Below are 13,595 nucleotides of genomic sequence, written 5' to 3'. Positions count from 1 at the left end.
CGCCCTCGCGGGAGGCTCGTCAATGGGGCGGCCAAAGGTCAGGGCTGACCGATCCCGTAGAGCATCAGTGCGAGATCGGAGCGGCCGCCGGTCAGCCCGAGAGCGGCGGGAGAGTCCGGGCAATACACCATGATCTCCAGCTCGTGGCGGCTGCCCGCCGCGCCGTCCGTCCACCGGTCGCCGTCGTTGAGCGGGTCCGCGTCTCGCTGGGTGACGTGCGCGATCGTCGCGGAGGCGTCGGCGACCGGCGCTCCGCGGCTCGCATCGGTGGCGCTGTGGCCGACCAGCACATGCCCGGTCGTCGTGTCGACCACGGTGACCCGCAGGAGGGGAGTGAGATTCGGCGACGTGCCGACGACTCCTGTGCCTGCGGAGTCCATGCCGACCACCGCCACCGTTATCGCCGCGGCGACGTCGGGATCGTTGTCTGCGACACCGACCTCGAGGTGGAAGGTGTGCCCAGGAGCGTAGCGGTCGTCTGCCGCGAGCGGAACGAACGCGGCGGAGTCGTTCGTCCGCGTGGCCACCTCGTGACCGTCGATGGTGACGAGATCGATCGGGCCGGAGGATCCCGCGGCAGTGCTGTCTCCGGCGCTGACGATGAGGTCGGCGCCGGCGGTGAGCGCGCTGTACGTCGGACCGGCGGCGATGGCGATGGCCGCGACTGCGACGAGACCGGCGACGACCGGGACGAGAGTGCTGGTGCGCATGTCGGGCTCCGGGAGGTGTGGTTGTCAGAGAGTGTCCCTCCCCGGACGCCGATTTGGATACTGAAAAGCGGCAGAACCACCCGCAGTTCACCCGTCCGGCCGGTCGGCCCTCACCCTCCCATGTCGTTCTCCCATCGTCGTCCCTCTAGTGTGCCGGCCGACCGTGTTGCAGGATCGGAGCAGACGGAGGGAGACCTATGGACATGTCGAACACCGGGGGCATGGAATACCCCGACGAAGTCGGCTACCCCGACGGCGAGGGCACGCTCGACGAAGGCACCGGAGCATTCCGCGACGAGCCCGAGGGCGGCGTCGAGGTGGAGGTAGAGGAGCCGCAGGGCATCGACCAGCTGGACGAGCTCGATCGGCCGGACGCGCGCGACGAGTAGCCCACAGCGCCGGGACACCAGAGCCCGGCCGATCGCTCGGTCGGGCTCTGGCCCCTTATTCCCCATACCCGTAGCTACAGGGACCTCCACGCTACCTCCGTGCGGACGGCTCTTCCAGGGGTCCACCTCTCGTTACCCTGCCCGTCGCGCACCTCCTGGGCGGGGGCGGCTGGGCGCTTCCGCTGGACGGCTGTCAGGTGGAACAGTTCCGCTGACCGTCGCGCAGGCCGTGCTCGGCGTCGCGATGCTGATCGGATTGCGTTTCTCCTGCCGCTGGGTTCCGGCGGGTCGACCCGGCTCGGGAGGGCTCGCGGGCCTCGACCGAGGAGCTGGTTCGCTGAGGATCCCCGGTGTGCCGAGGCGCTCGGCTCGACAGCGACCCGATCCGCGGCTACCGTGCTTGACGCCGTGAGGAGGTGGAGAGTATGGAGCCAGCAGGAGGACGCGTTCGCCGTGTCGCCGCCGCAGCTGCAGCCGCGCTCGCGCTCGGGCTCAGCGGCTGCGCCGCGGGAGCGGACTACTCGACCCAGACCGCGAGCACCCTCCAGCACGGCGTCCTGGAGGTGGCGACCGCGGCCCAGGCGAACGATCTCGCCGGCGCGCAGATCAAGCTCGCCGCGCTGGCGAAGCTGAACGACGCCGCCCTGGCGAAGGGGCAGATCAGCAGCGCCCGGCACGCCGCGATCCACACCTCCATCACCGCCGTGCGCGCCGACCTGACGCAGCTGCAGGCTCAGGCGGAGAGAGCTCAGCTGCAGCAGCAGATCCAGCAGCTGCAGCAGCAACAGGATCAGACGGACAAAGGCCCCGGCAAGGGCAAGGGCAAGGGCAAAGGCGACGGGGAAGGCGGCGACGGATGATGTCGACGACCGATGAGACCCCGCGGCAGCTGACCTCCGCGGCCGGGACGCTGATCGCCGACCGTTACCGCATCCTCGAGCGCATCGGCCGGGGAGGCCTTGCCGACGTCTACAGCGCGACCGACGAGGCGCTCGGCCGGCAGGTAGCGCTGAAGATCTTCCGACCGGAGTACGCGTCCGCGGCGGATCTCCGCCGACAGCAGGACGAGGTGCGCATTCTCGCGACCAGATCGCATGCGTCGCTGGTGACGCTGTTCGATGCGATCTCTGACGCGGAGGGTCGCGGTGTGCTGGTGCTGGAGTACGTGAAGGGCACCGACGTCCGAAAGCGCCTGCGATCGGGGGCGCTCGCCGCCCCGACGGTCGCCGCGATCGGTGCCGACATCGCGCGTGCCCTCGCGTACCTCCACGGCGCGGGGGTCGTGCACCGGGACGTTTCCCCGGCGAACATCCTCCTGCCAGAGTCGACGGCTTCCGGTGTGATCGCGAAACTGACCGACCTCGGCATCGCGCGCCTGATCGACGACGCCAAGGTCACGGCGACCGGCACAGTCATCGGAACGGCGAGCTACCTGAGCCCGGAGCAGGCCGGCGGACGGCCCCTCACGGGGGCGACGGATGTCTACTCGCTCGGGCTCGTCCTGCTGGAGGGCCTGACGGGTCGTCGGGAGTTCCCCGGTACCGCCGTGGAGTCCGCCATGGCCCGGCTCTCCCGCGACCCTCGGATCCCGGAGTCGCTCGGCGGCGCGTGGAGCGAGTTGCTGCGCGCGATGACCTCCCGCGATCCCGCGCTGCGTCCGCCCGCCGCCGAGGCCGCGACACGCTTGAGCACCCTCCTCGCCGAGGAAGCGCCGACAGTGGCGGTTCCGGAGTCGGAACACGTGACGACGGCGCCGATCGCCGCCAAGGACGTGGTGAGCGCGCTGGGGCCGACGCTGGTGCTCCCGGCCTCGGACGAGGGGCGGCCGGAGCCGCCTTCATTCGCGGAGCCGGAGCGGGACGCGGCGAGGCTCCCGCGGTCCGGGAGGCCGGCGTCGCCTCGTCGCCGCTCCGCTCTCGCGATCGTCCTGGCCCTCGACGCTGTTGCGGCCGCGGTCGCCGTGATCCTGACGGTCGGAGCGCTCACCGCCTCCCCACCTTCCGTCCCCGACCCGGTCAGCCGCTACCCCGCCGTCGGCGGTACTCTCGGCACCCACCTGAAGGAGCTGGAGCACCAGGTCTCCAGGACTACGGGACCGTGACGCAAGCCCGGTAGCCGGTACTTCGCCTCCTCTGCCGTCTTGTTTGTTCGATTTTTTCGTTTTGCCGACCGTCGGCTCGTGAAGTCCCACGGCGTGGCGACGGATGCGGCCGTCAGGTGGCCACCCGCCTCCGGAACACCCAGGCGACCGTACCTCGCCACGTCGTCCGCAGCTCGCGCCCGCGGCGCCATTCGCGCCAGGTCAGCCAGATGATGATGGCATCGAAGACGGTCAGGATCGCGACCGCGATGGACGGATTGGTCACCAGCTCGTAGACCTGGAAGATCAGGAACGCCCCGAGTGCCCCCATCGCCCACGGGTAGATGCCGCGCGACCCGATCAGCAGTGCGATCACGATCGCGAGCTTCACGACACCGTGCACCAGCAGGTAGAGGGCGGCGAACACGATGCTGCCGTGTTGGAGGTGGGCGACGCCGTGGACGATGAGGTTGGCGATGAGATCGTGCGGGTCCTCCGCCCGCTCGCCGGCCGTCGCGGCTCCTGCCGCCTGGTGCAGTTTCGCCGGGGTGACGAACAGCAGCAGCACGCCGGTGACCAGTTCGGCCAGGCCGTCGAGGCCCTTGAACAGCACGCCGACGAGGAAGACGAGGTCGAGCACGCGGTCCTTCATCCCACCTCCTCGGCTGCTCGCAGGCGCAGGGAACCCGCACGATGACGACGATAACCCCCGAATCCGCTGTCGGGGGCGCTCGTCGGCGGATGGCGCCTACGTGAGAGTCATCGTGTCCGTTCCGGAATTCAGCTCGGTCGGATGACGCGGGCGAGTTAAGCGAGGTCGTTTCGGTCCAGGTTGCGGGGAGACACCACTCACACGTCGCCGCCGAATTCGGATGCGCATCCGAATGTTCCAGAACCAACCGCGTCGCCCGCTGCTTGACAGCCCGAGCTGTCTCGCGATCCGCGCCCGGCTCCGCCTCGGCCTGGATCGCACTCGGCCGCAAAGCCTTCCCACGCCGGACACTCTTTCAGATTCGACTCCGCAACCGACTGGGCGATGATGCCGCCTTTCGGCGGCGAGTGTCCTGGTTCCGAGTGTCATCAGGCGCACGAGACTCCATCGTCTCGTCGGACGGTGAGCAACGAGGTGTGGGCCTTCCTGGTGATGCTCAGGCCGTCGGCGCCACTCCCGTCACGGCCTGGCGGATGCGTTCGGCCGGGATCTTGGGGCGGCGGTCCTCGAACACGAGACCGTTGGTCTCTTGCCCGGTGTCGGCGAGCTGCGTGTAGCAGAAGCCGGCGAGACCGCCCCCAGCTCGGACGGCGTCGAACAGGGCGTCGAGCCGGTCGGCGAACTGGTCGGGCGTCGTAGCGGTCGAGTAGCCCCAGGCGTCCTCCGTCTGGTGCTCGACGTACGAGACGCCGCCGAACTCCGTGAGCATGATCGGCACGTCGAGTCGCTGGGCGTCGTCTACCACGAGGCGGCGCCCGGGGAAGGTGTGCGACGACGCGAGGATCTCGTCGCGGGAGCGGTAGCGTTCGCGGATCGCGTCGGCGTCGGCGTCGTAGTCGTGGATGCTCAGGATGTCGGACTCCACGTGCTCCCAGCCGTCGTTGGAGACGACCGGGCGGGTCGGGTCGAGCGTCTTGGTCGTGTGCACCAGCGCCTTCGCGTAGGCCACCATCCGCGGGTCATGGGCGAGGTGCTGCACACCCCAGCTCTCGTTGAGAGGCACCCACGTCACTATCGACGGGTGCGAGCGGTCGCGGTCCAGGATGGCGATCCACTCCGAGATCGTGCGCTCGACCGCGTCGGCGTCGAATGCGTACGCGGCAGGCGCCTCCGCCCACACGAGGAGGCCGAGCCGGTCGGCCCAGTACAAGAACCGCGGGTCCTCGTACTTCTGGTGCAGCCGGGTGGCGTTGAAGCCGAGCGAGAGGATGAGCTCCGCCTCTCGCCGCAGGCCGTCGGCATCCGGGGCGGCGGAGTGCGACTGCGGCCAATAGCCTTGATTGAGCACCGACCGCAGATAGACGGGACGGTCGTTGAGCAGGTACTGGCCGACCTCGACCGCGATCGACCGCAACCCCAGGTACGACTGGACGACGTCCTCCGTCTCTGCGCTCGTAGCCGCGTCCCCGACGGTGACCGTGATCGTCGCGTCGATGAGGGTAGGGCGCGCGGGCGACCAGAGCAGCTCTTCGTAGGCCTGCCCGTTCTGCTGGCGGGCGAATGGCACGATCAGTTCGGCCCGGGTCCCGGAGACGGCGGCCTCCAGTACGGCCAGGGACTCCTCGCCGTGCTCCAGAGCCAGCCGGACGCGTGACCCCTCGGGCAGGCGGCGCGCGAACCGCAGGTCGGCCGTCACGATGCCTCGATGGACGTCGGCGCTCCAGTGCAGCTGCGTGACATGGTGGGCCGGGACGCCCTCCAGCCACACCGGCTGCCAGATGCCTGTGGTGCGGTGGTACCAGATGGAGTGCGGGCGCTCCCGCCAGTCCTGCTTTCCGCGCGGCTGCGACACATCGAAAGGGTCGTCCTCGGCGCGAACGGTGATCGTGGCCTCGTCGCCTTCGATAAGGTCGGTGATGTCGAACGTGAATGGCGTCTGGCCGCCCTCGTGCCGCCCGGCCAGCCGGCCGTCGACCCACACCTCGCTGCGGTAGTCCACGGCTCCGAAGTGCACGAGGATGCGCTCGCCCTCCGGCAGCTCATCGCGCGTCAGAGTGCGCGCGTACCAGACGACCGGGTGGAAGCCGGTGTCGCCGACGCCGGACGCCGGGGACTCAGCCGGATACGGCACCTGGATGGCGCCGCTGAGCCCGCCGCGCCGCTCCCAGTGCTCGGCCCGTCCGCGGTCGTCGTCGTCGAACTCGAACGTCCACGTACCGCCGAGGTCGCGCCAGGCGTCGCGGATCAGCTGCGGGCGGGGGTGCCGACCGTCCTGCTCGCTGGCGCGGGCGGCGGGTGCGGCGGGTGCGGCGGGTGCGGCGGGTGCGGCGGGTGCGGCGGAGGGCGCTTCGGTGCGCATGCCGGAGGATATCGAGTCACGCATGATACCCAAGCATGGCTCAACCATTCAGCGCTGTAAAGCCAGAAGCCGCGGGAGCGCTCTCCCTCGTCACCAGCGTGTACGGCACGAGCTCATGGCGCCCCATGCCGTCGTGCCCGCCGACCCTCTCCAGGAGCATGTCCAGCGCCCGCCCGGCGAGATGCCGCAGGTCCGGTGCGATCGACGTCAGCGAGGGAAAGGTGACCTCGGTCATGGGAATGTTGTCCCATCCGGTGACCACCACGTCCTCCGGGATCCGCACGCCGCGCTCGCGCAGCGCGCGCAGCGCTCCGATCGCCGCGAGATCGTCGCGGCAGACCAGTGCGTCCAAGCGCAGGCCCGCATCGAGGGCAGCGCCGACGGCGGCCACCGAGCTCGCGGCGCTGATCGCCGTCGTCGAAATGAGCAGTTCCGGATCCGGGGTGATTCCCGCCTCCTCGAGCGCAGCCTGGTAGCCCGCGATGCGCAGCGTGGAGGTGCGCGTGAGGCCGCGCGCTTCGTGGCCGACGAAGGCGACGCGGGTGCGGCCGTACGCGAGCACATGCGCTGTCGCGGTGCGAGCGGCCGCGACGTTGTCCACCATGAGTTGGTCGACCGTGAGCGGCGCCGCGTTCTCGCCGAGCACCACGAGCGGGATGTCCGCGCGGCTCTGCGCCAGCTCGGTCGAGTTCATGACGCTGGGCTGGAAGATCATTCCGTCGACGAGCCCGGACTCGCTGGCGGAGACGACGGCGCGCTCACCTTCGATCGTCCCATCGGTCTGCTCCAGCAGCACCCGGTAGCCGCGCTCCTCTGCGGCGTCGGCGATGACGCGCGCGAGTTCGGCGAAATAGGGGATCCGGACGTCGGCGAACGCCAGGGCGAGCAGTCCCGTGCGGCCCGTCGCGAGCCGGCGACCCATGATGTTGGGGCGATAGCCGAGTTCGTCGATGGCCTTCTGCACCCGCTCACGCATCTTGGCGCTGACGTGCGGGTAGTCGCGGACGACGTTGGAGACGGTCTTCATCGAGACGCCGGCGTACTCCGCAACGTCCTGCAGTCGAACGGCCATGATCCCCAACTCCTCGTCTCCGGTGAGTGTACCGCCGTTGGAAATGCGTGACCGCTTGACAGCAAATATCTAGCGCTGTAAAGATGCAAGAGCACAGTCGACCCTCCCCGGGCAGGACGCAGCGTGCGAGTGGTCGCGGGGAGCACTCAAGGGAGAGATCACATGAAGAAGCGATTCGCGATGCGCGCGGTCGCAGCTGCCGCCACGGTGGGGCTCGGCCTCGCATTGACGGCGTGCGGAAGCGACTCGGGTTCGGGAGGGGCGGCGGTCTCCTCGGCCGACTACACGGGCCCCGAGGTCACCATCAGCTTCTGGAACGGCTGGACCGGCGGCGCCGCTCCCGTGCTCGTCCCCAAGCTCATCCAGAAGTTCAACGCCGAGCACAAGAACATCGTCGTCAAGGACGTGCCGATGCAGTGGTCGGACATCGCGCAGAAGATGCCGCTCGCGGTCAAGGCCGGCAAGGGCCCTGACGTCGCGGTCGGTCACGGCGACGACATCGCCACCTACGCCGCGCAGGGCCTGGTGCTCAAGGCGGACTCGATCGTCACGTCGCTCGGCTACTCCGCGAGCGACTTTCCCGCCGGGCTGCTCGACGCGGGAAAGTACAACGATGCCCAGTACGCCGTGCCGTGGAGCGTGACGCCGCTCGGCCTTTACGTGAACAAAGACGTCCTCCAGGCGGCCGGCGTCGACCCGAGCTCGATCCCGGCCGACAAGGCCTCCTACGAAGCCGCGCTCGCCAAGCTCAAGACAGCCGGAGTGCAGGGCGAATGGATCGACGGCTACGTCTTCACCGGCACGTTCGAGTTCGAGAGCCTGCTCTGGCAGTACGGCGGCGACCTGTTCGACAACCCTGTCACCAAGGCGACCTTCAACTCCGACGCGGGCGTCAAGGCGCTCACCTGGATGACCGACCTCATCAAGAACGGCTACAGCCCGGCCGATGTCGCGCAGGACGGCAACATCAACGCCCTGATCGCCGGCAAGACCGCCTTCAACTGGAATGGTGTGTGGCAGACCACCAACACCGCGTTCGGCGAGCTGAACTGGCAGGCCGTCGCGGTGCCGCAGATCGGCACGCAGAAGGCCGTCTGGTCGAGCTCCACCCACTGGATGTTCATGAACAACAAGGGCCAAGACAAGAACAAGACGTCTGCCGCCGCGACCTTCGTCAAGTGGATGAACGACAACTCGGCCGACTGGCCCCAGACCGGTGAGCTGCCCGCCAAGAACTCGGTGCGCGACGACCCGAAGCTGGTCAAGGACTACCCGAACCTGAAGCCCTTCCTCGACGAGCTGCCCTACGCGCACTACGAGGCGACCGCGCCCGGCATCTCCACCGTCGAGGCGACCATCACGACGGCGGTCAACGAGGCCATCACCGGCAAGAAGAGCCCGAAGCAGGCGCTCGACGACGCCGTCGCCAAGGCGAACACCCTGATCAAGCAGAACAAAGACACGTATGGCAACTGACACCGGTTCGCTGGTGGCGCCCCGGGAGACCGGGGCGCCACGCCCGCGCGAGGCAGGGCGGACGACCCGTTCCGCTCGTGCCGCGCTGCGCCCCGGAGGCCGCCGCCGCACCGGCGTCGCGTACCTCTTCCTCGCGCCCTTCCTGGTGTTGTTCGTGGTCTTCGTGCTGGCGCCTGCGGTCTTCGGCCTCTGGATCAGCCTGACCAACTGGAGCCCGTTCCGGGCGAACCAATCGTTCATCGGCCTCAAGAACTACATCGACCTCTTCACACCCGACAGCGCGACCTCCGGTGACTTCTGGCAGTCCATGCTCGCCACCGGCATCTTCACCGTCGCGAGCGTCCCGTTCCTGCTGCTCGTCCCGCTGCTCGTGGCCGTGCTGCTCAACCAGAGGATCCGCGCGGGATCGTTCTTCCGCGCCGTGTTCTTCGCCCCCTACGTGCTCGGCGTCGCCGTCATCGGCGTCATCTGGAAGTACCTGCTCGACACGCAGTCCGGCATCGTCAACCACGTGCTCGGCATGATCGGGCTGCCCGACAACCTGCCCTGGACGGTCGACGTGCCGTGGGCGTGGGTCTCGCTCGTGGGCGTCACCGTCTGGTGGACCATGGGCTTCAACACCGTCATCATCCTCGCGGGCCTCAAGGGCATCAGCGCTGACCTCTACGAGGCCGCTGCGCTCGACGCCGCCGGGGCGTTCCGCCAGTTCCTCAGCGTCACCCTTCCCGGCTTGCGCCAGGTGATGACCTTCGTGGTGACGATCACCATCCTGGCCAGCGCCAACATGTTCGGCCAGTCGTTCCTGCTCACCAAGGGCGGGCCGGGCAACCAGACCCGTACGGCGATCATGTACATCGCCGACCAGGGCCTCTCCCAGAACAACATGGCGGCGGCCTCGGCGATGAGCTACGTGCTCTTCGTCTTCCTCGCCATCATCAGCATCGTGAACTTCCGGCTCCAGCGGGAGCGGGCAGAGGAGAGCGTGTCATGACGACCGTCACAGAACGCGAAGAGTCCGTCCGCCCGAAGTCTGGCCGCCCCCTCGTGCCGCGCCGGCCGATCACGCCGCGTGCCGCGCTGCGCAAGAGTGTGCTCTACGCGGCCCTGATCGTGCTCGCACTGGTGGTTATCCTCCCGCTGCTGTGGATCCTGCTGACGTCGTTCAAGACCGACGGCGACGCGATCCGCAACCCCTACGCGGCGATCCCGGACCCGTTCTCGTTCGACGCCTACACCGCGCTCTCGAGCGGCCAGCAGCCGCTCTTCCGCTGGTTCCTCAACAGCCTCGCCGCGGCGTCGCTGCAGACGGTGATCATCCTGGTGACCGCGTCCCTCGCCGCCTACGCGCTGGCGCGACTGGAGTTCGCCGGCAAGCGGGTCGTGTTCGGGCTGATCGTGGCGACGCTGCTGGTGCCGCCGGTGATCTTCCTCATCCCGAACTACCTCATCGTCCAGAACCTCGGCTGGCTCGACACCATCTGGGCGATCGCCATCCCCGGCGCGGCGAGCGCGTTCGGCGTGTTCTTCCTGCGCCAGTTCTTCATCGGGCTTCCCGCAGAGATCGAGGAGGCGGCGCGGATCGACGGCGCCGGCGACTTCCGCATCTTCCTGCAGATCGTCATTCCGCTCGCGCGTCCGGCGCTCGCGACGCTCGCGGTGCTCAGCTTCCTCGCCAACTGGAACGACTTCCTCTGGCCGGTCTACGTGCTGCTGAGCCCCGAGAACCTCACGCTGCAGCCGGGACTCTCGCAGCTGCAGGGCGCCTACTCGAGCCATTTCGCCATCGTGATGGCGGGTGCGGTGATCGCCTCCGTGCCGGTGCTCATCTTGTTCTTCTTCGCCCAACGCCAGATCGTGGAGAGCGTTGCGACCAGCGGAGTCAAGGGGTGAGCGGAGGGCGACTCGCGGTGGCGATGCCGCGGTCGCTGTCGGCCTCGCCGGGTGCTCCGGCGTCGGCGTCGGCGCCGGAGCGCAGCCGAGCGCCGCGTCCACGGTCGCCGCATTCCAGATCGACCAGGACTTCCCCGACCCCGGCGCGCTCGTAGTCGGCGACCGCGTCTATGCGTACGCGACGAACTCGCCGGCAGCCAAGATGAATGTGACAGACAAACGCGTTCGCCTTCACGGTGTGCGGCACACGACCATCGATCTCCTCCACGAGGCTGGCGTTCCCGAGCACGTCATCATGAAGATCGCCGGCCAGTCAACGCGATCGGTCACCCGTGGCTACACGTCCCGCGGCAACCAGAAGCGGCCTACTGAAGCAGCGAGTGATTGTAAGACACTCCCTGTTCGGTTGGGCAGACGTGAGGTATCTGATATGTTCCAGGGGGACGCGCGAACGATGTGTCTACCCCACAAGACAAAGGAGTTGATATGGAAAAGAACTACGAGAAGAGCCCTGCGTTTTTCCGTGCGACCACAACGCTGACCTTCTTTGAAGAGGAGTTCAGCAGCGATGTCGCTGCGCAGCGGATTGCTGCCGACGCTTCCATCGACGCTGAGCTCGACGCAATCCTCGCGAAGTAGGAATCTGGGGGCCAGGCCGAACTCGTGACGACAAAACAGAGCGCGTCCTGGTCCCCATTCTCGACAGAAGCGCGTCCAACGCTCAAGCGGCCCGCGTTCGGCTTCGCCGGGGCTTCCTTTCGGGCCGAAGCAGCGGCCACTCACGTCGAAGAGGCCACGACAGCTCTCATAGGGGTTCCCAGTTCGCTCGGTTCCGCCTATGCGGGTACAGAGAACGGACCCTACTTTCTGCGCACAGCGTCTCGGCGCTACACCTGGGGACACGAATCCGGACGCGTGCTCACTGCGGAAGGTCGACGCGATCCATTACGCGGTGTGGTCGACTTGGGCGACCTAGACGTTTCCCATGGGAGTCTTGACCAGCTCACACTCGATATATCGACGCTCGTGTCTGAGCTTCCGCGGACAGTGATCCCTGTCGTCATCGGAGGCGATCACAGCGTCACGGAAGGCGTTGTTCGGGGAATCGTCGAACGCGGATGCGCGCCGTTTCGCGTCCTTCAGTTCGATCAGCACCTCGATCTCCAGCTGTGGCCGGCTGCAACGGACGAGTTGCTCGACCCCCTGTTCAATACGAACGTGATGAGTCGTGTCGGGGCAGTGCTTGGCGAGCAGAGCATCGTCCATGTGGGAGTGGACCCGTTCGTTGTCGTCGATGGCGAGCCGCGCGATAACGAGCAATGGTTCCGCTGGAGCCGCACCATCGTGTCAGCCGACAGCGGCGCACTGCGTTCGGACGCTGAATTCCTCGACGTAGTGGGTGCAGGCATCCCCACCTATATCTCGGTGGACCTCGATGTCCTCGACTCCGTCTATTTGTCTTCAACTGCCTATCCCAACCACTCCGGAATGTCGCCGAACCAGCTTGTGCATCTCATCGGCCTCGTCGTGCGGCACAACCCGATCGTCGGTCTTGACGTGGTCGAGTTCGGGGCGCCCGCCGCCGCTCGCGATCCGAAGACCCTCGCCGACGCCACGCGTGCCGCGGACGTGCTCCTCCACGTCCTCCGCCTCCTCACCGACGAAGAAAGGCTTCGCCTCCCGTGAAAACGAAAGCAGTCGAACTCATCGAAGAGATCGGACTCGACTCCATCGCAGGATGGAACTCGTGGAACTCTTTCACCGAGACGATCCTTCGTTTCGAGGCCCCTCCCTCGAACGCCAACGTCGTGCAGTTCTCGCGCGACTGCACCACCGCCTTCGACGCGAGCGACCCTTCCACGTACTACTACCCCATCGGACAGGTGTTCGAGCCCGATGTCCTCCGCGAGGTCTGTGAGATCCAGGGCATCGCGTTTTCGGATGCGCTTTCGCTTGACTACGGCAGCGGCCCCCGAATCGACGAGCTCCGGCGACGTTGGTCGTGCCGTGAGGATCTCGCTCCGACCGAAAGGCTCGTGCTGGCGAGCGCTCTCGTGACGCTCTCCCGGTTCGAGGCCGCCCGGCAGGTGCTCGACGTGCCGGACCATTCCAACACCGACACTCGGTATGCCTTCGAGTCCGCGCTCCTTCGGTACATCATCGGCAATCGTTCGGAGGGCCGTGAGCTCTCTCCTCATGCCATGCACGAGGTTCGGTCCATAGTGGAGCGAGGCGGTGTTCCCATCGACCGTGTTCTGGACGCCTGTGGCCTTGCGGTCGTGTGGTACATCAAAGGGGTCGGTGTCGCCAAATCGGATTTTGCCTGGTTCGCGAGGCACGGCGATCGCCTCATCGTGGAGAAGGGTGACCGCATTCCCGCGTTGTCAAGATCGGCTTGGTTCCGTGGGGTCGCCATGCTGACGGCAGAGCTCGGCGACGCGAGAAAGACCCGCGAGCTGATGGTCCGCGCATCCGACGCCGCGAACAGCGCCAACAGTGCGGGCGATGGCGTCTTCGCCGAAAACCTGCACAAGACATACTTGGAGTCTTCGACCAAGGAGTTCATGTATGTTTCCCGCGATGAGGAACGGGCCGTCGCGAGCGCGACGGAACTGACAGAACTCGACCCGCACTGGTCGGTCAGCATCGGAGAGCTGGCAGATGCGCTGGCCTTCTTCGGACGCGCCGAGGAGTCCGCGCGGACCTATGATCGCGCTGCCGACCTTGGAGCTCCGTATGTGTCCCACCACGTGCGGCGCGCGGCGGCACAGTATGAAAAGGCGGGAATGCTGGGCGAAGCCGTCGACCGTCACCTTCTGGCTGCCATCATGCTCCCGGATCCGGACTCTTCGCTGGCTGCCGCAGAACGGCTCTCTACGCAGAGCACCTCCTCCGCGCGCCGCTCCTTCGAGCGAGTCGTGAGCAGCCTCTCATGAGTCGACGACGTGGACGGGTCGGGGAGTGACG

Annotated in this window: 14 protein-coding genes; 9 read left to right on the top strand and 5 right to left on the bottom strand. The window is 67.5% G+C overall.

What is annotated here, in order from left to right:
• Positions 1–38: 38 nt before the first annotated feature.
• Positions 39–710 (bottom strand): hypothetical protein, encoded by a 672-nt coding sequence (locus ACPPVW_RS04960; RefSeq protein WP_426625416.1) that lies wholly within the window; start codon positions 708–710, stop codon positions 39–41.
• A 203-nt stretch (positions 711–913) separates the two neighbouring features.
• On the opposite strand from ACPPVW_RS04960, the gene ACPPVW_RS04955 reads away from it, so the two are divergent.
• From ACPPVW_RS04955 to ACPPVW_RS04945, 3 genes are all read left to right on the top strand, one after another.
• Positions 914–1,099 (top strand): hypothetical protein, encoded by a 186-nt coding sequence (locus ACPPVW_RS04955; RefSeq protein WP_426625415.1) that lies wholly within the window; start codon positions 914–916, stop codon positions 1,097–1,099.
• 425 nt (positions 1,100–1,524) lie between these two features.
• The gene (locus ACPPVW_RS04950; RefSeq protein ID WP_426625414.1) at positions 1,525–1,959 is read left to right on the top strand and encodes a hypothetical protein; all 435 of its coding nucleotides are present in this window, start codon (positions 1,525–1,527) and stop codon (positions 1,957–1,959) included.
• Positions 1,956–3,200, top strand: a complete 1,245-nt coding sequence (locus tag ACPPVW_RS04945; protein ID WP_426625413.1) for a protein kinase domain-containing protein — start codon at positions 1,956–1,958, stop codon at positions 3,198–3,200. Before ACPPVW_RS04950 ends, ACPPVW_RS04945 begins: the two co-directional genes overlap by 4 nt.
• A 112-nt stretch (positions 3,201–3,312) precedes the next feature.
• Here ACPPVW_RS04945 and ACPPVW_RS04940 read toward each other — a convergent pair whose 3' ends face one another.
• The 3 genes from ACPPVW_RS04940 to ACPPVW_RS04930 all read right to left on the bottom strand — a co-directional run bounded on the left by ACPPVW_RS04940 (position 3,313) and on the right by ACPPVW_RS04930 (position 7,262).
• Positions 3,313–3,831: a DUF2127 domain-containing protein gene (locus ACPPVW_RS04940; RefSeq protein WP_426625412.1), complete on the bottom strand. Its 519-nt coding sequence runs from the start codon at positions 3,829–3,831 to the stop codon at positions 3,313–3,315.
• 496 nt (positions 3,832–4,327) lie between these two features.
• Entirely contained in the window at positions 4,328–6,214 is a 1,887-nt protein-coding gene (locus ACPPVW_RS04935; protein WP_426625411.1) for a glycoside hydrolase family 2 protein, read from the bottom strand.
• A gap of 16 nt (positions 6,215–6,230) precedes the next feature.
• Entirely contained in the window at positions 6,231–7,262 is a 1,032-nt protein-coding gene (locus ACPPVW_RS04930) for a LacI family DNA-binding transcriptional regulator (protein WP_426625410.1), read from the bottom strand.
• Positions 7,263–7,424: 162 nt separating this feature from the next.
• Here ACPPVW_RS04930 and ACPPVW_RS04925 point away from each other — a divergent pair, with 162 nt between their 5' ends.
• The 3 genes from ACPPVW_RS04925 to ACPPVW_RS04915 are packed head-to-tail and all read left to right on the top strand — an operon-like array spanning position 7,425 to position 10,628.
• Positions 7,425–8,738, top strand: a complete 1,314-nt coding sequence (locus ACPPVW_RS04925) for an ABC transporter substrate-binding protein (RefSeq protein WP_426625409.1) — start codon at positions 7,425–7,427, stop codon at positions 8,736–8,738.
• The gene (locus tag ACPPVW_RS04920) at positions 8,728–9,729 is read left to right on the top strand and encodes a carbohydrate ABC transporter permease (protein ID WP_426625408.1); all 1,002 of its coding nucleotides are present in this window, start codon (positions 8,728–8,730) and stop codon (positions 9,727–9,729) included. The genes ACPPVW_RS04925 and ACPPVW_RS04920 overlap by 11 nt, the downstream gene beginning before the upstream one ends.
• Positions 9,726–10,628 (top strand): carbohydrate ABC transporter permease, encoded by a 903-nt coding sequence (locus ACPPVW_RS04915; protein ID WP_426625407.1) that lies wholly within the window; start codon positions 9,726–9,728, stop codon positions 10,626–10,628. Before ACPPVW_RS04920 ends, ACPPVW_RS04915 begins: the two co-directional genes overlap by 4 nt.
• Here ACPPVW_RS04915 and ACPPVW_RS04910 read toward each other — a convergent pair.
• The gene (locus tag ACPPVW_RS04910; protein WP_426625406.1) at positions 10,618–10,896 is read right to left on the bottom strand and encodes a hypothetical protein; all 279 of its coding nucleotides are present in this window, start codon (positions 10,894–10,896) and stop codon (positions 10,618–10,620) included. The genes ACPPVW_RS04915 and ACPPVW_RS04910 overlap by 11 nt on opposite strands.
• 218 nt (positions 10,897–11,114) lie before the next feature.
• Here ACPPVW_RS04910 and ACPPVW_RS04905 point away from each other — a divergent pair, with 218 nt between their 5' ends.
• From ACPPVW_RS04905 to ACPPVW_RS04895, 3 genes are read left to right on the top strand one after another with little or no spacing between them, the layout of a single operon-like run.
• Positions 11,115–11,267, top strand: coding sequence for a hypothetical protein (locus ACPPVW_RS04905; RefSeq protein ID WP_426625405.1), 153 nt, complete (start codon positions 11,115–11,117; stop codon positions 11,265–11,267).
• Positions 11,268–11,291: 24 nt separating this feature from the next.
• Positions 11,292–12,314 (top strand): arginase family protein, encoded by a 1,023-nt coding sequence (locus ACPPVW_RS04900; protein WP_426625404.1) that lies wholly within the window; start codon positions 11,292–11,294, stop codon positions 12,312–12,314.
• Entirely contained in the window at positions 12,311–13,564 is a 1,254-nt protein-coding gene (locus ACPPVW_RS04895; RefSeq protein ID WP_426625403.1) for a tetratricopeptide repeat protein, read from the top strand. The genes ACPPVW_RS04900 and ACPPVW_RS04895 overlap by 4 nt, the downstream gene beginning before the upstream one ends.
• Positions 13,565–13,595: the final 31 nt, after the last annotated feature.

Origin of the sequence: Leifsonia sp. McL0607 (assembly GCF_049993355.1) — a bacterium.
Taxonomy (GTDB): Bacteria; Actinomycetota; Actinomycetes; order Actinomycetales; family Microbacteriaceae; genus Leifsonia.
Note: the sequence above shows the minus strand (reverse complement) of the source record. Positions and strands in the feature narration are given on the sequence as shown.

Bases quoted from the DNA above. Each gene is read 5' to 3' on its own strand.
- ACPPVW_RS04960 (WP_426625416.1), bottom strand. From the start codon at position 710: ATGCGCACCAGCACTCTCGTCCCGGTCGTCGCCGGTCTCGTCGCAGTC.
- ACPPVW_RS04955 (WP_426625415.1), top strand. From the start codon at position 914: ATGTCGAACACCGGGGGCATGGAATACCCCGACGAAGTCGGCTACCCC.
- ACPPVW_RS04950 (WP_426625414.1), top strand. From the start codon at position 1,525: ATGGAGCCAGCAGGAGGACGCGTTCGCCGTGTCGCCGCCGCAGCTGCA.
- ACPPVW_RS04945 (WP_426625413.1), top strand. From the start codon at position 1,956: ATGATGTCGACGACCGATGAGACCCCGCGGCAGCTGACCTCCGCGGCC.
- ACPPVW_RS04940 (WP_426625412.1), bottom strand. From the start codon at position 3,831: ATGAAGGACCGCGTGCTCGACCTCGTCTTCCTCGTCGGCGTGCTGTTC.
- ACPPVW_RS04935 (WP_426625411.1), bottom strand. From the start codon at position 6,214: ATGCGTGACTCGATATCCTCCGGCATGCGCACCGAAGCGCCCTCCGCC.
- ACPPVW_RS04930 (WP_426625410.1), bottom strand. From the start codon at position 7,262: ATGGCCGTTCGACTGCAGGACGTTGCGGAGTACGCCGGCGTCTCGATG.
- ACPPVW_RS04925 (WP_426625409.1), top strand. From the start codon at position 7,425: ATGAAGAAGCGATTCGCGATGCGCGCGGTCGCAGCTGCCGCCACGGTG.
- ACPPVW_RS04920 (WP_426625408.1), top strand. From the start codon at position 8,728: ATGGCAACTGACACCGGTTCGCTGGTGGCGCCCCGGGAGACCGGGGCG.
- ACPPVW_RS04915 (WP_426625407.1), top strand. From the start codon at position 9,726: ATGACGACCGTCACAGAACGCGAAGAGTCCGTCCGCCCGAAGTCTGGC.
- ACPPVW_RS04905 (WP_426625405.1), top strand. From the start codon at position 11,115: ATGGAAAAGAACTACGAGAAGAGCCCTGCGTTTTTCCGTGCGACCACA.